General features: G+C 66.5%; 13 protein-coding genes. 6 read left to right on the top strand and 7 right to left on the bottom strand.

From position 1 onward, the window contains the following. A complete protein-coding gene (locus U6958_RS19905; protein WP_026062660.1) occupies positions 1-477 on the bottom strand; it encodes an SH3 domain-containing protein in 477 nt (158 codons plus the stop codon). Between the two features lie 196 nt (positions 478-673). Between U6958_RS19905 and U6958_RS19900 the strand changes: the two genes are divergently transcribed. Together U6958_RS19900 and U6958_RS19895 are read left to right on the top strand one after the other, a co-directional pair. Continuing rightward, complete coding sequence (locus U6958_RS19900) at positions 674-1,453, top strand: ankyrin repeat domain-containing protein (protein WP_017406456.1); 780 nt, start codon at positions 674-676, stop codon at positions 1,451-1,453. Positions 1,454-1,578: 125 nt separating this feature from the next. After that, positions 1,579-3,780, top strand: coding sequence for a TonB-dependent siderophore receptor (locus U6958_RS19895; protein ID WP_074922816.1), 2,202 nt, complete (start codon positions 1,579-1,581; stop codon positions 3,778-3,780). Positions 3,781-3,966: 186 nt separating this feature from the next. Here the strand turns inward: U6958_RS19895 and U6958_RS19890 are convergent, their stop codons facing one another. The 6 genes from U6958_RS19890 to U6958_RS19865 form a co-directional block, all read right to left on the bottom strand. After that, positions 3,967-4,752 (bottom strand): peptidylprolyl isomerase, encoded by a 786-nt coding sequence (locus tag U6958_RS19890; protein ID WP_016446742.1) that lies wholly within the window; start codon positions 4,750-4,752, stop codon positions 3,967-3,969. Positions 4,753-4,833: 81 nt separating this feature from the next. Continuing rightward, positions 4,834-5,115, bottom strand: a complete 282-nt coding sequence (locus U6958_RS19885; protein ID WP_013802780.1) for a BolA family transcriptional regulator — start codon at positions 5,113-5,115, stop codon at positions 4,834-4,836. After that, complete coding sequence (locus U6958_RS19880) at positions 5,112-5,711, bottom strand: septation protein A (RefSeq protein ID WP_017406454.1); 600 nt, start codon at positions 5,709-5,711, stop codon at positions 5,112-5,114. The genes U6958_RS19885 and U6958_RS19880 overlap by 4 nt, the downstream gene beginning before the upstream one ends. Before the next feature lie 128 nt (positions 5,712-5,839). Further along, entirely contained in the window at positions 5,840-6,253 is a 414-nt protein-coding gene (gene msrB / locus U6958_RS19875) for a peptide-methionine (R)-S-oxide reductase MsrB (RefSeq protein WP_047327613.1), read from the bottom strand. After that, positions 6,250-7,782 carry a YdiU family protein gene (locus U6958_RS19870; protein WP_074922817.1) on the bottom strand — a complete coding sequence of 511 codons (1,533 nt, stop codon included), beginning with the start codon at positions 7,780-7,782 and terminating at the stop codon, positions 6,250-6,252. The genes msrB and U6958_RS19870 overlap by 4 nt, the downstream gene beginning before the upstream one ends. A 69-nt stretch (positions 7,783-7,851) precedes the next feature. Further along, the gene (locus tag U6958_RS19865; RefSeq protein WP_047327614.1) at positions 7,852-8,868 is read right to left on the bottom strand and encodes an AraC family transcriptional regulator; all 1,017 of its coding nucleotides are present in this window, start codon (positions 8,866-8,868) and stop codon (positions 7,852-7,854) included. A 187-nt stretch (positions 8,869-9,055) separates the two neighbouring features. Here U6958_RS19865 and U6958_RS19860 point away from each other — a divergent pair, with 187 nt between their 5' ends. The 4 genes from U6958_RS19860 (at position 9,056) to U6958_RS19845 (ending at position 15,849) form a co-directional block, all read left to right on the top strand. Next, on the top strand, positions 9,056-10,768 hold the full coding sequence (locus tag U6958_RS19860; RefSeq protein ID WP_074922818.1) for a carboxylesterase/lipase family protein: 1,713 nt from the start codon (positions 9,056-9,058) through the stop codon (positions 10,766-10,768). A 90-nt stretch (positions 10,769-10,858) separates the two neighbouring features. Beyond that, on the top strand, positions 10,859-12,694 hold the full coding sequence (locus U6958_RS19855) for a CocE/NonD family hydrolase (protein ID WP_017406451.1): 1,836 nt from the start codon (positions 10,859-10,861) through the stop codon (positions 12,692-12,694). Between the two features lie 111 nt (positions 12,695-12,805). Beyond that, the gene (locus U6958_RS19850; protein WP_016446749.1) at positions 12,806-14,443 is read left to right on the top strand and encodes a 3-(methylthio)propionyl-CoA ligase; all 1,638 of its coding nucleotides are present in this window, start codon (positions 12,806-12,808) and stop codon (positions 14,441-14,443) included. Between the two features lie 170 nt (positions 14,444-14,613). Next, positions 14,614-15,849, top strand: coding sequence for a branched-chain amino acid ABC transporter substrate-binding protein (locus U6958_RS19845; RefSeq protein ID WP_016452910.1), 1,236 nt, complete (start codon positions 14,614-14,616; stop codon positions 15,847-15,849). The last annotated feature ends 86 nt before the right edge of the window (positions 15,850-15,935 follow it).

Raw genomic sequence — 15,935 nt, 5'->3', positions numbered from 1 at the left:
TCACCAGCCCCAGGTCAGGCTGCGCGCCACCCAGCCCTTTTGGCCGTTGTCGCGCTGGACATGCGCCCAGGAGCCCTGCTTCTTGAGCGTGCGCACCACCTCCAGCTCAGCCAGCTTGCCCACCACGCGGTGTTTCTGGCCCGGGCCTGCGCGCAGATTGGCGGTGCGCCCGGTCACCACCATGTGCGGGGTCTTGCCGGTCAGCGGCGCATGCACCCAGCCCAGCGTGCTCTCGTTGTCCCTGACGCGCAGCCACTGGCCCTTGCGCTGCACCACCTGCAGCGGATAGCCCTTGCCCAGTTCCCACAGCGTGGCCGAGCGCGTGGTGGGCTGCTGCCGCACATTGACGCTGGCGCCCTTGACGCTGACGAACTCGCGCGCATGGGCGGCGGCCGGGGCCAGGGTGGTGGTGAGGACGGCGAGGGCGGTGGCGGCTGCGGCCATCCAGCGGGCGGCACGGCTTTTGTTGCAAGACACGGGAACAGGTCTCCTTTCGTTTGAGAAAGGCTGGCGCGCGAAGACTTTCCGGCGCAAGCCCGGGGAAAGCGCGTGGGATCAGGCGATGTAGCTATAGTTCCTGAATGAAACTGACGTGCGACGCCCCGGCTTCATGCGCAACCGGGCAAGCTTGCCTTACGCTTGCCGCACAACCGTGTTTTCCAGGAGGGCTTGTATGCACCATGCTGTTTCCCGATCCGGCGCCCATGTCCGGCACGCTGCAATCCTGACGGCCTGTCTTGCCGCGGGACTGGCGGATGCGCAGGGACAAGAGACGCAGGCGCAGGAGGCGCAGGCTGTGGCCACAGCCGCCGAGGGCCGCGATGCGGCCAGGGCGCAGGAGGGTGCGGTGAATCGCCCGGAATTCGGACCCGCGCTGCTGGCGGCCGCGCAGGCCGGCGAAGCGCTGCAGGTACGCGACTGGCTCAAGCGCGGCGCACCTGTCGATGTGCGTGACCGGCAGGGCAATACGCCGCTGCTGCTGGCCGTGCGCGGCAACCATGTCGAGGTCGCGCGCTCGCTGCTGGTCCATGGGGCCAACCCCAATCTCAAGAATGACCTGCAGGACAGTGCCTATCTGCTGGCCGGTGCCCTGGGCCGCCTGGAGATACTGCGCATGACGCTGTCGTACGGCGCCGATCTGCAAAGCACCAACCGCTACGGCGGCACGGCGCTGATCCCGGCCTGCGAGCGCGGCCACGTCGATACCGTGCAGGCCTTGCTGGCTGCCGGTGTACGGGCCGACCATGTGAACCGGCTGGGCTGGACCTGCCTGCTCGAAGCCGTTTTGCTGGGCGACGGAGGCCCGCGCTACCAGGACATCGTCCGCCAGCTGATCGCGGCCAGGGCCGATCTCAATCTGCCCGACAAGGATGGCGTGACCGCCGTCGTCCACGCCCGCCAGCGCAGCCAGCATGAGGTGGAGCGCCTGCTGCAGGAGGCGGGAGCGCGCTGATCGGCGCAAGTGAAAACAAGTGAAAACGCCTGAAACCAGGGGTGATGCGCCAGATTCAGACGGGTCTGATTGCTTTGGAAAGGCTGCGTTGCAAATGATTCCCATTTTCAACGTGGATCTTTGCCATGCGCACAGCACATTTGCTATCTCGACCCTTCGTCTCCGGCCCCCAGTCGTGCCTTTTTTCGGTGTTCGCTGCGGCGCTGGTCACGCCCGCTTATGCGCAGGACGCCACTGCCGATGAGCGTCAGGTGCAGTTGGCGCCCTTGACCGTCTCCGGGCAGCGCTCCACCGGCTCGCGCACCGAGGCATCCGAATCGGCCAAATACGCCAAGCCGCTGCTGGATGTGCCGCAGACCATCACCGTGGTGCCCGGGCAGGTGCTGCAGGAGCAAAACGCCCTGAGCCTGCAGCAGGCGCTGTCCAATGTGTCCGGCATCACCTTCAATGCGGGCGAGGGCGGTGCAGGCTCGGGCGACAGCATCAACATCCGCGGCTTCAGCGCCAACGCCAACCTGCAGATCGACGGGCTGCGCGACAGCGGGCAGAAGAGCCGAAGCGATCTCTTCAACACGCAATCCGTCGAGGTCATCAAGGGACCCAACTCGGTCTTCGGCGGCGCGGGCACCTCGGGCGGCAGCATCAACATGATCAGCAAGCAGCCCAAAGCCCATGACTTCACCGAGGCCGACGCAGGCCTGGGCACGGCCAGCTACCGGCGCGTCACGCTCGACGCCAACAGGGTGCTGGCTGGCGGCAAGGCTGCCATGCGCCTGAACCTCATGGGCCATGACAGCGACGTGGCCGGGCGCGACACCATCTTCAAGCGGCGCTGGGGCGTGGCGCCCTCGCTGGCCCTGGGGCTGAATTCGCCCACGCGCCTGACCCTCGGCTTCTTCCATCAGAGCGATGACAATCTTCCCGACTATGGCGTGCCGGCCTTTCGCGGCAAGATGCTCGATGGCGTCTCGCGCAATGCCTATTTCGGCTGGCGCAACCTTGATCGGGAAAAGATCGGCCAGGATGCCCTGACCGCGAAGATCGAGCATGACTTCGCCTCGGGCGCCAAGCTGCAGAACCTCTCGCGCTACTCGCGGCTGAGCCGCGATACCGTGATCTCGGCCTCGCATGTCGATCTCCGGGGTATGCAGCCTGGCTACTACCGGCCCGCAGGTCCGCAGGCCTATGGCCGCGATGCGGCCACCACCCTGTGGATCAACCAGACCAACCTGACCCAGCGCTTCGACACAGGCGTGCTGGGGCATACGCTGGTCACGGGCTTCGAGATCGCACGCGAGACCTATGACCGCACCACCTCTTCCTACAGCATCAACCGGCAGTTCCCGGCCGGCGGCTATCCGCTGGCCCGTCCGCCCGGATACTGGACGGGCACCACGGACTTGCAAAACAGCGGAAGGAACGAAACCCGCCTGGACACCCGCGCGCTGTATGCCACCGACTCCATTGCGCTGGGTCCGCGCTGGGATCTGAACCTGGGCCTGCGCTATGACTGGATCGACGGGCGCTCCAACGCCGCAACGGCCGCTGGCGTGCGCACCTCGGTGGACAGTTCCGACGGCCGGCTCAGCGGCCGCACCGCCCTGAGCTTCAAGCCCGCCGACAACGGCCGCATCTACCTGGCCTATGGCACGGCCTTCAACCCCTCCGCGGAATTCCTGGTCTCCAATGGTTCCGGCCTGGATGCGGCCACGGCCTCGCTGGCGCCCGAGAAGAACACCAGCCTGGAGCTGGGAACCAAGTGGGATGTGCGGGACCGCCAGCTGGCGCTGACAGCCGCGCTGTTCCAGGTGGACAAGACCAATGCCCGAGAGCAGATGGCCGATGGCAGCTATCTGCTGGCCGGTGAGCAGCGCGTGCGCGGGCTGGAACTCGGGGCTGCAGGCAAGGTGACTCCGCAATGGGACCTCTTCGCCAACTACACCTTCATGGCCAGTAAGACCCTCAAGTCATTGAACGAGCCTGCGCGTGTGGGCCAGGCGCTGGGCAATACGCCGCGCCATTCGCTGAACCTGTGGACCACCTATGCATTGCCCCAAGGCTGGACGGTGGGCTATGGGGTGCGCTTCGTGGGCACGCGCAATGTCACCTCGGCCGGCGACGGCAAGCTGTCCGCTTACTGGGTGCACAGCGCCATGGTCGGCTATGAACTCAACCGCCAATGGAAGCTCCGGCTCAATCTCGACAACATCGGCAACAAGGCCTATGTGGCCGGCGTGCGCCAGCGCCTGGGCGAGCAGTCGCGTTCCTCGGCCGTGGAGTACGGAGAGGGTCGCACGGTCAGATTGACCGCGCTCTACCAGTTCTGAGAAGCACGATGGCCTGGTCTCCGGTGCCGTGGGCGCCGGGACAGGATGAATCAGGCTTGAATCGGGCTGCTCCCAGGGGCAGCTCTTTTCTTTGGCGGCCACCTTGCCTGGGGCAAAAAAAGAGCCCGCACAAGGCGGGCTGGTGATGGTCAGGCCGACGGCAAAAACCGCCGACACGCAAGCATCTTACTGGATCTTGGCCTTTTCGCGCAGCGATTCCTGGAATTGCGCCAGCTTTTGCTGTTGCAGCTGCTGCACGATCTGGGGCTTGACTTCCTCGAACTTGGGCAGTTCTGCCTGGCGCACGTCGTCCTGGCGGATGATGTGGTAGCCGAACTGGCTCTTGACCGGCTCCTGTGTCATGCCGCCCTTTTCGAGCTTGATCAGGGCTTCGGAGAACTCGGGCACGTAGTTGCCGGGGTTGGCCCAGTCGAGGTCACCGCCACGGGCGCCGGATCCGGGGTCCTTGGACTCCTTCTTGGCGATGTCTTCGAACTTCTTGCCGGCCTTGATCTCGGCAATGATGGCCTTGGCGCGGTCTTCCGACTCGACCAGGATGTGGCTGGCCTTGTATTCCTTGCCGCTGTTGGCAGCGACGGCCTTGTCGTACTCGGCCTTGGCTTCGGCGTCGGTCACGGGGTTCTTCTTCTGGAAGTCTTCGAACAGCGAGCGGATCAGGATGGTCTGGCGGGCCAGTTCCATCTGCTGCTTGTAGGCTTCGCTGTTGGCCAGGCCGCGCTTGTTGGCTTCCTGCATGAAGATCTCGCGGGCGATGACTTCTTCCTTGATCTGCCCTTCCATCTCGGGCGTGACGGGGCGGCCGCTTTGCTCGATCTGCTGCTTGAGCACTTCGGCGCGTGCCTTGGGCACAGCCTTGCCGTTGACGACGGCGATGTTCTGGGCCGAGGCGGACAGGGCTGCGGTGCTCAGCACGGCGGCAGTCACCAGGCTGGTCAGAAGCTGTTTTTTCATGCGAATTCCAGAGATGAAGGAAAAATTGATTCTATAGCGTGGATACGCAACAGGCTCCGAATCTTCGGAGCCTGTAAAAGTTCAAAGAACCTCGATGGCGATGGCGTGAGCGCCCTGGTCAATGAATTCTTGCAGCGCATCATACACAAGGCGGTGGCGTGCCACGCGCGGCTTGCCTTGAAACAAAGGTGACGCAATGCGCACGCGGAAATGCGTGCCGAAGCCGGTGCCGTTGGCTCCCACATGGCCGGCGTGCTGGTGGCTTTCGTCGATCACTTCCAGGTGATCGGGGGCGAGGCGCTCGCGCAGCACGGCCTGCATGGCTTCGGCGGTGATGGGCAGTGGATGGGCGGGTGCGCTCATGGCTGCTTGTCCTGTTGCACGCCGGACGGGGGCAGGGCGTCGGGCGTGGCGGCGGCTGCCTCGCCCTTGTCTTCCTGCATGAAGCGGCTCATGTAGATGGCCTGTCCGATCACGAAGACCAGCATCAGCCCCATGCCGCCGAACAGCTTGAAGTTGACCCAGGTGTCGGTGTCGAAGCGGTAGGCGATGACCAGGTTGAGCGCGCCCATCACCGCGAAGAAGGCTGCCCAGCTCCAGTTCATGGTGCGCCAGGCGTTGTCCGGCAGTTGCAGTTGCGCGCCCATGACGGAGCGCAGCAGGTTCTTGCGAAATACCAGCTGGCCAATCACCAGGGCGCCGCCCATGAGCCAGTACAGCACCGTGGGCTTCCACTTGATGAAGGTGTCGTTGTGGGCGAGCAAGGTGGCGCCGCCGAACAGCACGATCACGCCCAGGCTGACCCATTGCATGGGCTCGACCTTGCCATGGCGCACGCGCAGGTAGGCGATCTGCGCGATGGTGGCGACGATGGCCACGGCCGTGGCCGTGTAGATGCCCCAGACCTTGAAGGCGACGAAGAACAGGATGATGGGGAAAAAGTCGATCAGTAACTTCATTGGAAGATTTCGATTGGCTTGGAGTCAGGCATGGTGCCTGAGCGCTTGGCAGGCGCATTGTGGCGCAGCCGGCGCGGCCCGGCATCGGTGCAGGGCCGCGCCGGCTGGGGTTTTTGCGGGCCTGGGGCCTAGGCCTTGGGCGGCTCGAATTCCAGCGACGCGGAATTCATGCAGTAGCGCAGCCCTGTGTCGGAGGGACCATCGGGGAATACATGGCCGAGGTGGGCACCGCACTGGCTGCAGACAGTCTCGGTGCGCACCATGCCATGGCTGCGGTCCACGATTTCGGTGATGGCGCCTGGGATGGCGCGGTCGAAGCTGGGCCAGCCGCAGCCGGCGTCGAACTTGGTATCGGAGTCGAAAAGCTTGGCGCCGCAGCAGATGCAGTGGTAGCTGCCATCGGCCCAGAACTGCTCATAGCGGCCTGTGAAGGGGCGCTCGGTGGCCGCGTGGCGCGTCACCTGGAAGGCGGCGGGCTCGGCGCCCTTGGCCTGCAGCTCGGCCTGCCATTCCTGCTCGGTCTTTTGGATGGGAAAGCTCATGATGAACAGCTGATCTCGATGGAGGAAGCCCAGTCGGGCGGGAAGCCTGCCCATTCGGCATGCTCGGCGTGGGGTGCGAACGGGGTCTGCAGCACGGCCAGCAGCTGGCGCACCGCAGTGAAGTCGCCCGCCTTGGCTGCGCGGATGGTGATTTCTCCCAGGTGGTTGCGCAGCACGAAGCGCGGATTCGATTCTTGCATCAGCGCGGCCGCTGCCGTGCCATCCACGGTCGCAAGCTGCCGTACGTAGCCTGCCGCCCAGGCGTCGAAGGCGGGCCGGTCCAGCACCAGGTCGCGCACGGGCTCCAGGTCGGGCTCGGTGCCGCCGGCTGTGGCCACGGCATCGGTCAGGCGGCTGAAGAAGATGGTGTAGTCCACGGCGTTGTCGGCCATGAGCTGCAGCAGCGGGTTCACCAGGGCGGCGAAGCGCGCCTCGGCAGGCGGCGTGCCGGGAGCATCTTCGGGCAGGCCCAGCTTGCGCAGCATGAGAGAGCCATAGGCCTGCGGAAACACCTGCTTGTACGACTCCAGCGCCGCAATGGTCAGCTCCTCTTCGCCGATCAGCGGCAGCAGGGCCTGGCCCAGGCAGTACAGGTTCCAGTACGCGACCTGGGGCTGGCGGTTGAAGGCGTAGCGGCCCTGGGTGTCGCTGTGGTTGCAGATATGGCCGGGGTCGAAGGCGTCGAGGAACTGGAAGGGACCGTAGTCGATGGTCAGGCCCAGGATGCTCATGTTGTCCGTGTTCATCACGCCATGGCAAAAGCCCACCGCCTGCCAGTGCGCCAGCAGCCGCGCCGTGCGCTCGCTCACGGCCTGCAGGAAGTTGGCGTAGGCGTTGCCGGCCAGTGCCTCGGCCGTGCGGCATTCGGGGTAGTAGCGGTCGATCACGTAGTCGGCCAGCTGGCGCAGCGGCGCCATCTGGTCGCGCGCCGCAAAGTGCTCGAAGTGGCCAAAGCGTATGAAGCTGGGCGCCACGCGCGCCACCACGGCGGCGGTCTCGATCTCTTCGCGGCGAATGGGGGCGGGCGATCCGGTCACGCTCAGCGCGCGCGTGGTGGGAATGCCCAGGGCGTGCATGGCCTCGCTGCACAGGAACTCGCGGATGGAAGAGCGCAGCACGGCGCGCCCGTCGCCCATGCGCGAGTAGGGCGTGCGGCCCGCGCCCTTGAGCTGAATCTCGTGGCCCGAGGCGGTCTCGCCCAGCAAGATGGCACGGCCGTCGCCAAGCTGGCCGGCCCAGACACCGAGCTGGTGGCCGCTGTAGACGCTGGCCAGCGGATGGCTGCCGGGCAGCACGGCATTGCCGGTGAGCGCCTGCAGGGCCTCATCGGAGGCCAGCCACTGCGGGTCCAGGCCCAGCAGCTTGGCAGTGCCGGTGCTGGTGGCGATCCAGTGCGGCTCGGGTAGCGGCGTGGGGCGCAGATGGGTGAAGAAGTCGGGGCCCAGGGCGGCAAAGCCATCCTGCCAGGAGATGGGAAGGCGCGGGGAGGTCGCCGGAGCCCGGCCTTCGGCGGCAGCGTGCAGGTTCATGCGGGAATTGTCCCCCAGCGCCTATGCCCCGTGGGACGCAAGGTTCATGCGCGCATTCACCGCATGCATTCACGCACGCAGTTGCTGCCGGTACTGGCCCGGCGGCATGCCGAACCATCGGCGGCAGGCGCGAAAGAGGTTGCTCTGGTCCACGAAGCCCAGCAGGTCGGCCACCTCGGCCAGGCTGTGGCGCGGCTCGCCCAGGTACTGCCGGGCCAGCTCGCGGCGGGTGTCATCCAGCAATTGCTGGTAGCTGGTGCTCTCGGCCTGCAGGCGGCGCTGCAAGGTACGGTCGGTCAGGCCCAGCACTGCGGCCACTTCCTCGCGGCGCGGCTCGCCCTGGGGCAGCAGGCGCGCAATCTCATGGCGCACGCGGGCGCCCACGCCGGCCTGGCCCAGCTGGTCCAGCTCGGACTCGACCAGTTTTTCGTGCAGGGCCAGCAGTTCGGGGTTGTGCGTCGGGATGGGCGCGAGCAGGTCGTCTTGCGACAGCAGGAAGCGGTTGGCGCGCTCGCCAAAGCGCGGCAGCAGGCCGAAGGCCTGTCGGTAGCGGGCCTCGTGCAGAGGCGAGGGCGCCTGGGCCATGAATTCCACGGCCAGCGGCTGGACTTCGCGCCGCGTCAGCCAGCTGCACAGCACCAGCAGCGTGAGCACGGCGAACTCCACGCGCTGGCGCGGCACGGCGCGCGTGGCGCCGATGTGGTGTATGGACAGCCAGTGGCCGCGCGCATCGCGCTCCAGCGTGAAGGCGGTGGCGTCCGAGATCACGGCCATGTGGCGCTCCAGGTCACGAAAGCCCGCCAGCAGGTGCGGGCTCGAAGCCAGCGAGTAGCCCACCAGGTCGATGTTGCCGTGGCGCGCGGCCAGCTGCCGGTCCAGGCCCAGCGTGGGATTGGCCGACTGCGCCACTGCCAGCTCCCACAGCCGGCTCACGCGGTCCACATCGATGCGGGTCTGCGAATGCTGCAGTGCGGCAAGGTCGATGTTGGCCTCCTCACTCAGCCTTTCCACGGCCAGCCCCTCGGCGGCCATCATGTCCAGGATGCCCCGCACCCATGCGGCGGAGCTGCTGCGCTGCGTTGTCATGGCCGGGTTTTCCTGGGCCGTCCGGGGCGCCTTTTGCGTTCTGAAGTCACTTTTTTGGCTTGGTTGCGATAGCGGCGTGCGGGCGCGCTGTTCCTAGAATTTTTGCAGCGCGGCGAACGACTGCGCAGTGTGGCCCAAGGGCCGGGCACGGCCCATACGGGAAACCCCAAAATCATAGGAGACAAGCATGCGCACAGGACAGCGGTGGATGGCTGGCGGCATACGCCTGGCCGTGGCTTCAATGGCCTTGTGGCTCGCGGCCTGCGGCGGCTCGGGCGGCGGCGGCCCCGAGCTGCGCGAGACGGCCTACGGCCCCTTGCGCGGCGTGGACGACGGCGCCGCCACGGGCACCTATTACTGGAAGGGCGTGCCCTTTGCCCAGGCCCCCGTGGGCGCGCTGCGCTGGCAGCCGCCGGCCGAGCCCAAGGCCTGGGAGGGCGTGCGCGAGGCGCGCCAGTTCGGCAATGCCTGCCTGCAGATCGGGCGCATGTACGGCCCGGGCGCCAACAACCGCTTCGATGACACCATCGCCTCCGCCCTGGGCCAGCCCGTGGGCAGCGAGGACTGCCTGACGCTCAACATCTGGCGCCCGGCCAGCGGCGCCGAGAAGCTGCCGGTGCTGGTGTTCATCCATGGCGGCAGCGCCATCTCGGGCTATACGGCCGATCCGCTGTATGACGGCGCGGCCCTGGCGCGCGCCGCCAATGCCGTGGTGGTCACGGCCAACTACCGGCTGGACATCCTGGGCTACATGCACATGCCGCAGATGCAGGCCGGCGCGCCGGCCACGGGCAACTTCGCGCTGCTGGACAACCTGCAGGCGTTGCGTTTTGTGCAGCGCAATATCGCGGGCTTTGGCGGTGATCCGGGCAATGTCACGCTCATGGGCCAGTCGGCGGGTGCCACCAATGTGCTGGCGCTGCTGGCGGCCGAGTCGGCGCGCGGCCTGTTCCACAGGCTGGTGCCCATCAGCGGCGGGCTGTCGCTGCCGTCCAACCTGCCGGCCGGCGTGCTGGCCACGCTCAAGCCGGCTTCGGCCTACGCCACCCAGTCCGCGCTGCTGCTGGCCCATCTGATGGTGGCCGATGGGCTGGCTGCCGATGTGGCGGCTGCGGCCACGGTGGCTGCCGGCTGGACACCGGCGCAGATTGCGGCCTACCTGCGCGGCAAGGATGCGCGCGTGCTGCTGCAGACCCTGGTGGCCAAGGGCCTGACGGGCGCGGGGCCGATTCCCGACGGCCTGCTGCTGCCCACCGATCCCATGGCCGCGCTGGCTGCGGGCCAATACAACCGCATGCCCGTGATGGCCGGCTACACGGCCGAGGAGGGCAAGCTGTTCGCGCCCCTGCTGGCTGCGCTGGGCGGCAAGCCGGGCTTCAGGATCGATGATGCGGCGCGCTTTCGCATGATGCAGTCCTTCGACGCGCAGTCGCCCAACGCGCCGGGCCTGGCCGACATCATCGATGCTGCCTACCTGCCCGTCGATACGCCGGTCACCGGCTACAACGCCCGCATGGCGCAGCTGACCCATCTGTTCGCCGATCCCAGCCGCGACCAGTTGCTCAATACGCTGCGCACCCGGCAGGCCGAGGTCTGGAGCTACCGCTTCGACTGGGCGCGCCAGCCCGCGCCCTGGAACACGGTCTACGGTGCGGCCCATGCGTTCGATCTGCCGTTTCTCTTCGGCAACTTCGGGCCATCCGTGTTCTCCCGCGTGACCAACAGCACGGCCAATGCACCGGGGCGGCTGGCGCTGTCGAACGCCATGATGGCCAGCCTCAAGGCCTTCATGCAGACGGGCGACCCGCAGAACGCGGCCCTGGGCCAGACATGGAAGCCCTGGCCGTCCAGCCTGGTCTTCGACGCCGAACTGGGCGCGACCAGCATCCGGCTGCAGTGAGCGATCAGGTGAGCGAGTAGATGAGCGAGCAGGGGCTTGCCGCGGCAAGCCCCGAGAGATAGCCAACAACAACGAAGGAGACAGGTACCCATGACAGCCAAGACCGTTTTCACACAGGCCTGGCGCTGGCCGCTGGCGGGGGCCATTGCGGCCGCCGCCGTGGGCCTGGCCGCCTGCGGAGGGGGATCGTCCGGCATGCCCGCGCCCATGGGGCCGGGCCAGCAATCGGGCTACATCACCCTGCCGGACGGCAGCAGGATGCGCTACTCGCTGCTGCTGCCCGAGGGACAGGGTCCGTTCCCGCTGCTGGTCGAGTACGACGGCTATATCTCGGGCTCGTACCCCAACATCAGCAGTCCCTGGACCAAGGAAGGCTATGCGGTCATGGGGCTGAACGTGCCGGGCACGGGCTGCTCCACGGGGGATGACAAGGTGTTTGACGCCAGCGTAGGTGCGGCCGGAGCCTTCGCCATCGAGTGGGCCGGGCGGCAGGCCTGGTCCAACGGCCGCATCGGCATGATCGGCTACTCGTACTCGGGCTACAACCAGCTGTGGGTGGCGGCGCACCGGCCCAAGGGGCTGATGGCCATCACGCCCAGCAAGAATGTGGGCGATCCCTACCGCGACGTGGGCTATCCGGGCGGCATTGCCAACATCGGTTTTCCGGCGCAGTGGTGGAACGGCTTCCCGCGCATCTGGCGCACGGCCGCCGACCTGGCCGTGAAGAACGGCGGCGACACGGAATGCGCCAAGACCGTGGCCGACAACATCGAGAAGATCAAGCGGCCCGAGCTGGACCTCATCAAGTGGCTGGACAACCCCTATGCCGATGGCCTGTACCTGGAGCGCAGCGCCATGCTGCAAAGCGGCAAGATCAATATCCCCACGCTGGGCACGCAGTCCTGGCAGGACGAGCAGATCGGCCCGCGCTCGGGCTACTACGAGGACACCATTGCGCCCGACAGGATGTGGCTGGTCAGCTCCAACGGCGACCACCACACGAACATCACCTCGGACCATATCGACCAGACGCTGAAGCGCTTCCTGGCGCGCTTCGTCAAGGGCGAGGACAACGGCTTCGACAAGGAGCCGCGCGTGCGCCTGCTGCAGGAGATGCAGACCACGGACGCCAAGGCCCCCAATGGCGGCGCCAAGCTCATGCCCACGGGCGAGGCACGGTTTGACCGGCTGCCTGTCCAGGTCAAGCCCCTGCGCCTGTGGATGCAGCCCGGCCAGGCCCTGGGCGACAGCGCACCCGCCTCAGGCACGGCTTCGTCCAGCTACCGCTATCCGGCCCTGAGTCCGCAGGTGAACAACCCGGCGGCCGAGGGCTGGCCTGCCGTGCCCGCGTCGGAAAAGGATGGCCAGCTGGTCTTCACCACGGCAGCCCTGCCGCAGGACCTGAGCTTCTATGGCGAAGGCTCGGCCGACCTGTGGCTCAGCGCCACGGCCGCCAACACCGACATCCAGGTCACCGTGTCCGAGGTGCGGCCGGACGGGCAGGAGATGTTCGTGCAGCGTGGCTGGCTGCGTGCGTCCAAGCGTGCCCTGGACACGGCGCGCTCCACGACGCTGAGGCCGTGGGGCGCGTTCACGCGGGACAAGGACGTGCCCATGGTGTCGGGCAAGCCCGAACTGTTGCGCGTAGAGATCCAGAAATTCGCGCATGTGTTCCGCGCCGGTTCAAGCATTCGCGTGACAGTGGATTCGCCATCGCAGACCGGATACTGGATCTTCGGCAACGACAAGACGCCGTCCACGAACACGCTGTGGCATGACGCAGCGCATGCCTCCAGCATCGTCCTAGGGTATATCCCATACGAGCATGCGAAGACGCTGCCGAGTTGCGACAAGACAATGCGTCAACCATGCCGGAAAAACGATGCGCCTGTCCCTGCGGGGATCGGACCCAGGGCGCCGGCCTGAGCCACCCTCCATGCGGGCAGCGGCATCGCGCACCAGGGCCTTGGCCTTGCGCGAATCCGCGGTCCGCAGTTCACGACGTTCACGAAGTTCAATCACCTTAGGAGCCTATAGATGCTGGGTCTGATGCAAAGCCAACCACTGTTGATCTCGTCGCTGATCGATTTCGCCGACCGCCACCATGGCGATGCGCAGATCGTCTCGCGCAGGGTGGAGGGCGATATCCATCGCTATACGTACCGCGACCTGGCACGGCGCTCGCGCCAGCTGGCGAACACGCTGGACGGCCTGGGCCTGCAGCCTGGCGACCGCGTGGCGTCGCTGGCCTGGAACGGCTACCGCCACATGGAGATGTACTTCGGCGTCAGCGGCTCGGGCCGCGTGCTGCACACGGTCAATCCTCGCCTGCACCCCGACCAGGTGGCGTGGATCATCAACCACGCGGAAGACCGCGTCATGTGCTTTGACCTGACCTTCCTGCCCATCATCCAGGCCGTGCATGCCAAGTGCCCCACGGTGCGCCAGTGGGTGGCGCTGTGCGATGCGGACCGCCTGCCTGCCGACAGCGGCGTTCCGGGCCTGGTCAGCTACGAGGCCTGGATTGCCGGCCAGTCCGACCAGTACCAGTGGCCCGAATTCGACGAGAACACGGCCTCCAGCATGTGCTACACCAGCGGCACCACGGGCAACCCGAAGGCGGTGCTCTACAGCCACCGTTCCACCACGCTGCACGCCTACGCGGCCGCGCTGCCCGATGTGATGTGCATATCGGCGCGCGACTCGGTGCTGCCCGTCGTGCCCATGTTCCACGTCAACGCCTGGGGCATTCCCTACTCGGCCGCGCTCACGGGCTGCAAGCTGGTGTTCCCCGGCCCGGCGCTGGACGGCAAGTCGCTGTACGAGCTGATCGAGGCCGAGGGCGTCACCTACGCGGCCGGCGTGCCCACGGTCTGGCAGATGCTGCTGGGCCACATCAGGCCGGGCGGCCTGCGGTTTTCCACGCTCAAGCGCACGGTCATCGGCGGCTCCGCCTGCCCGCCGGCCATGATCACGGCCTTCCAGGACGAGTTCGGCGTGGAGGTGCTGCATGCCTGGGGCATGACCGAGATGAGCCCGCTGGGCACGCTGTGCACGCTCAAGAACAAGCAGCTGCAGCTGCCCAAGGACGAGCAGATGAAGATCCTGCAAAAGCAGGGCCGCGCCATCTACGGCGTGGACATGCGCATCGTGGGCAGCGATGGAACGGACCAGCCCTGGGACGGCAAGAGCTACGGCGACCTGCTGGTGCGCGGCCCCTGGATCGTGGACAGCTACTTCAAGGGCGAAAGCCCGCTCATCAAGGACGCGCAGGGCCGCGGCTGGTTCCCCACGGGTGACGTGGCCACCATCGACCCGGACGGCTTCATGCAGATCACCGACCGCAGCAAGGACGTGATCAAGTCCGGCGGGGAGTGGATCAGCTCCATCGACATCGAGAACATCGCCATGGCCCATCCGGCCGTGGCCATGGCCGCCTGCATCGGCATGCCGCATCCCAAGTGGGACGAGCGCCCCATCGTCGCCGTGGCGAAGAGGCCCGGTGCCGAGGTCACGCGCGAGGAACTGCTCAAGTTCTACGAGGGCAAGACCGCCAAGTGGCAGATCCCCGACGACGTGGTCTTCGTCGATGCCATTCCGCTGGGCGCCACCGGAAAAATGCTCAAGACCCGGTTGCGCGAGCAACTGGCCGGCTATCGGCTGCCGGGGCTGTGAGCCGCTGCGGGCCAGCCGCCGTGCCAGGGCATGCGGGGGCATGTGCTGATAGGGGCGGCCGGTCCGAGTCTCGTCGGCGATAGCCGCTAGGGGCAATCACCGATCGGTGCGGGGCAAGGGGACCATTACCCTGAGCCTCGCCCAGAAACCACCACAAGAGGAGACGCTTCATGAAGTTTGCGATCAAGGCATTGACGGCATCCCTGGCCCTGGCTTGCGCCACGGGCGCCATGGCCCAGAAGGGCGAGACGGTGAAGGTTGCGTGGATCGACCCGCTGTCCGGCCTCATGGCCGCGCTGGGTTCCAACCAGCTCAAGAGCCTGCAGTACATCGCCGAGGAGCTCAACAAGGGCACGGCCTCGGGCGTGAAGTTCGAGATCATCGGCATCGACAACAAGCTCAGCCCGCAGGAAACCACGGCGGCCCTGCGCTCGGCCATGGACCAGGGCGTGCGCTACGTCTTCCAGGGCAATGGCTCGGGCCCGGCTCTGGCCATCATGGACGCACTGGAAAAGCACAACGCGCGCAACAAGGGCAAGGAAGTCGTCTACCTGAACTATGCGGCGGTGGACCCGGACCTGACCAACAGCAAGTGCAGCTACTGGCACTTCCGCCTGGATGCGGACACCTCCATGAAGATGGAGGCCCTGACCACGTACATGAAGGACGTGCCCGAGGTCAAGAAGGTCTACCTGATCAACCAGAACTACTCGCATGGCCAGCAGGTCTCCAAGTACGCCAAGGAGATGCTCAAGCGCAAGCGCCCCGATGTGGAGATCGTGGGCGACGACTTCTCGCCGCTGGCCCAGGTGCGCGACTTCGCGCCCTACATCGCCAAGATCAAGCAATCGGGCGCCGACTCGGTGATCACGGGCAACTGGGGCTCGGATCTGGCGCTGCTGATCAAGGCCGCCAGCGACGCGGGCCTGAATAACGTCAAGTTCTATACCTACTACGCCATTGCCACGGGCGCGCCCACGGCCATGGGCGCGGCCGCCGCCGACAAGGTCTACATGGTGGGCTACGGCCACCTGAACCTGCCCGGCCCGCTGGACCGCATCACCAAGGGCTACAAGGCCAAGTTCAACGACGACATGTACACGGGCTCGCTGTACTCGGGCCTGACCATGCTGGACCAGGCCTTCCTGCGCGCCAAGACCACGGACCCGGCCAAGGTGGCGGCCACCATGGAGGGCATGAAGTTCAACAGCCTCAACGGCGAAGTCGAGATGCGCAAGACCGACCACCAGCTGCAGCAGGGCCTGTTCATCTCGCGCTGGGAAAAGGCCGGCGGCAAGTACCCGATGGACTCGGAGAACACCGGCTACACCTTTGTGCCCGTGAAATATTACGAGCCCTATGTGGCCAGTACCCCCACCTCATGCCAGATGAAGCGTCCTTCATGACGCCCAGGCAGGCAGGCTGACTTCGCAAGGGGCGCGAGGCGCCCCTTTCTTTTGCCTGAAATCGGTCAAAACACGGGTTCATGGGC

This window comes from Delftia lacustris (genome assembly GCF_040267515.1).
In the GTDB taxonomy this organism is placed as follows: domain Bacteria; phylum Pseudomonadota; class Gammaproteobacteria; order Burkholderiales; family Burkholderiaceae_C; genus Comamonas; species Comamonas tsuruhatensis.
This window is presented reverse-complemented; position numbering and strand designations above follow the sequence as displayed.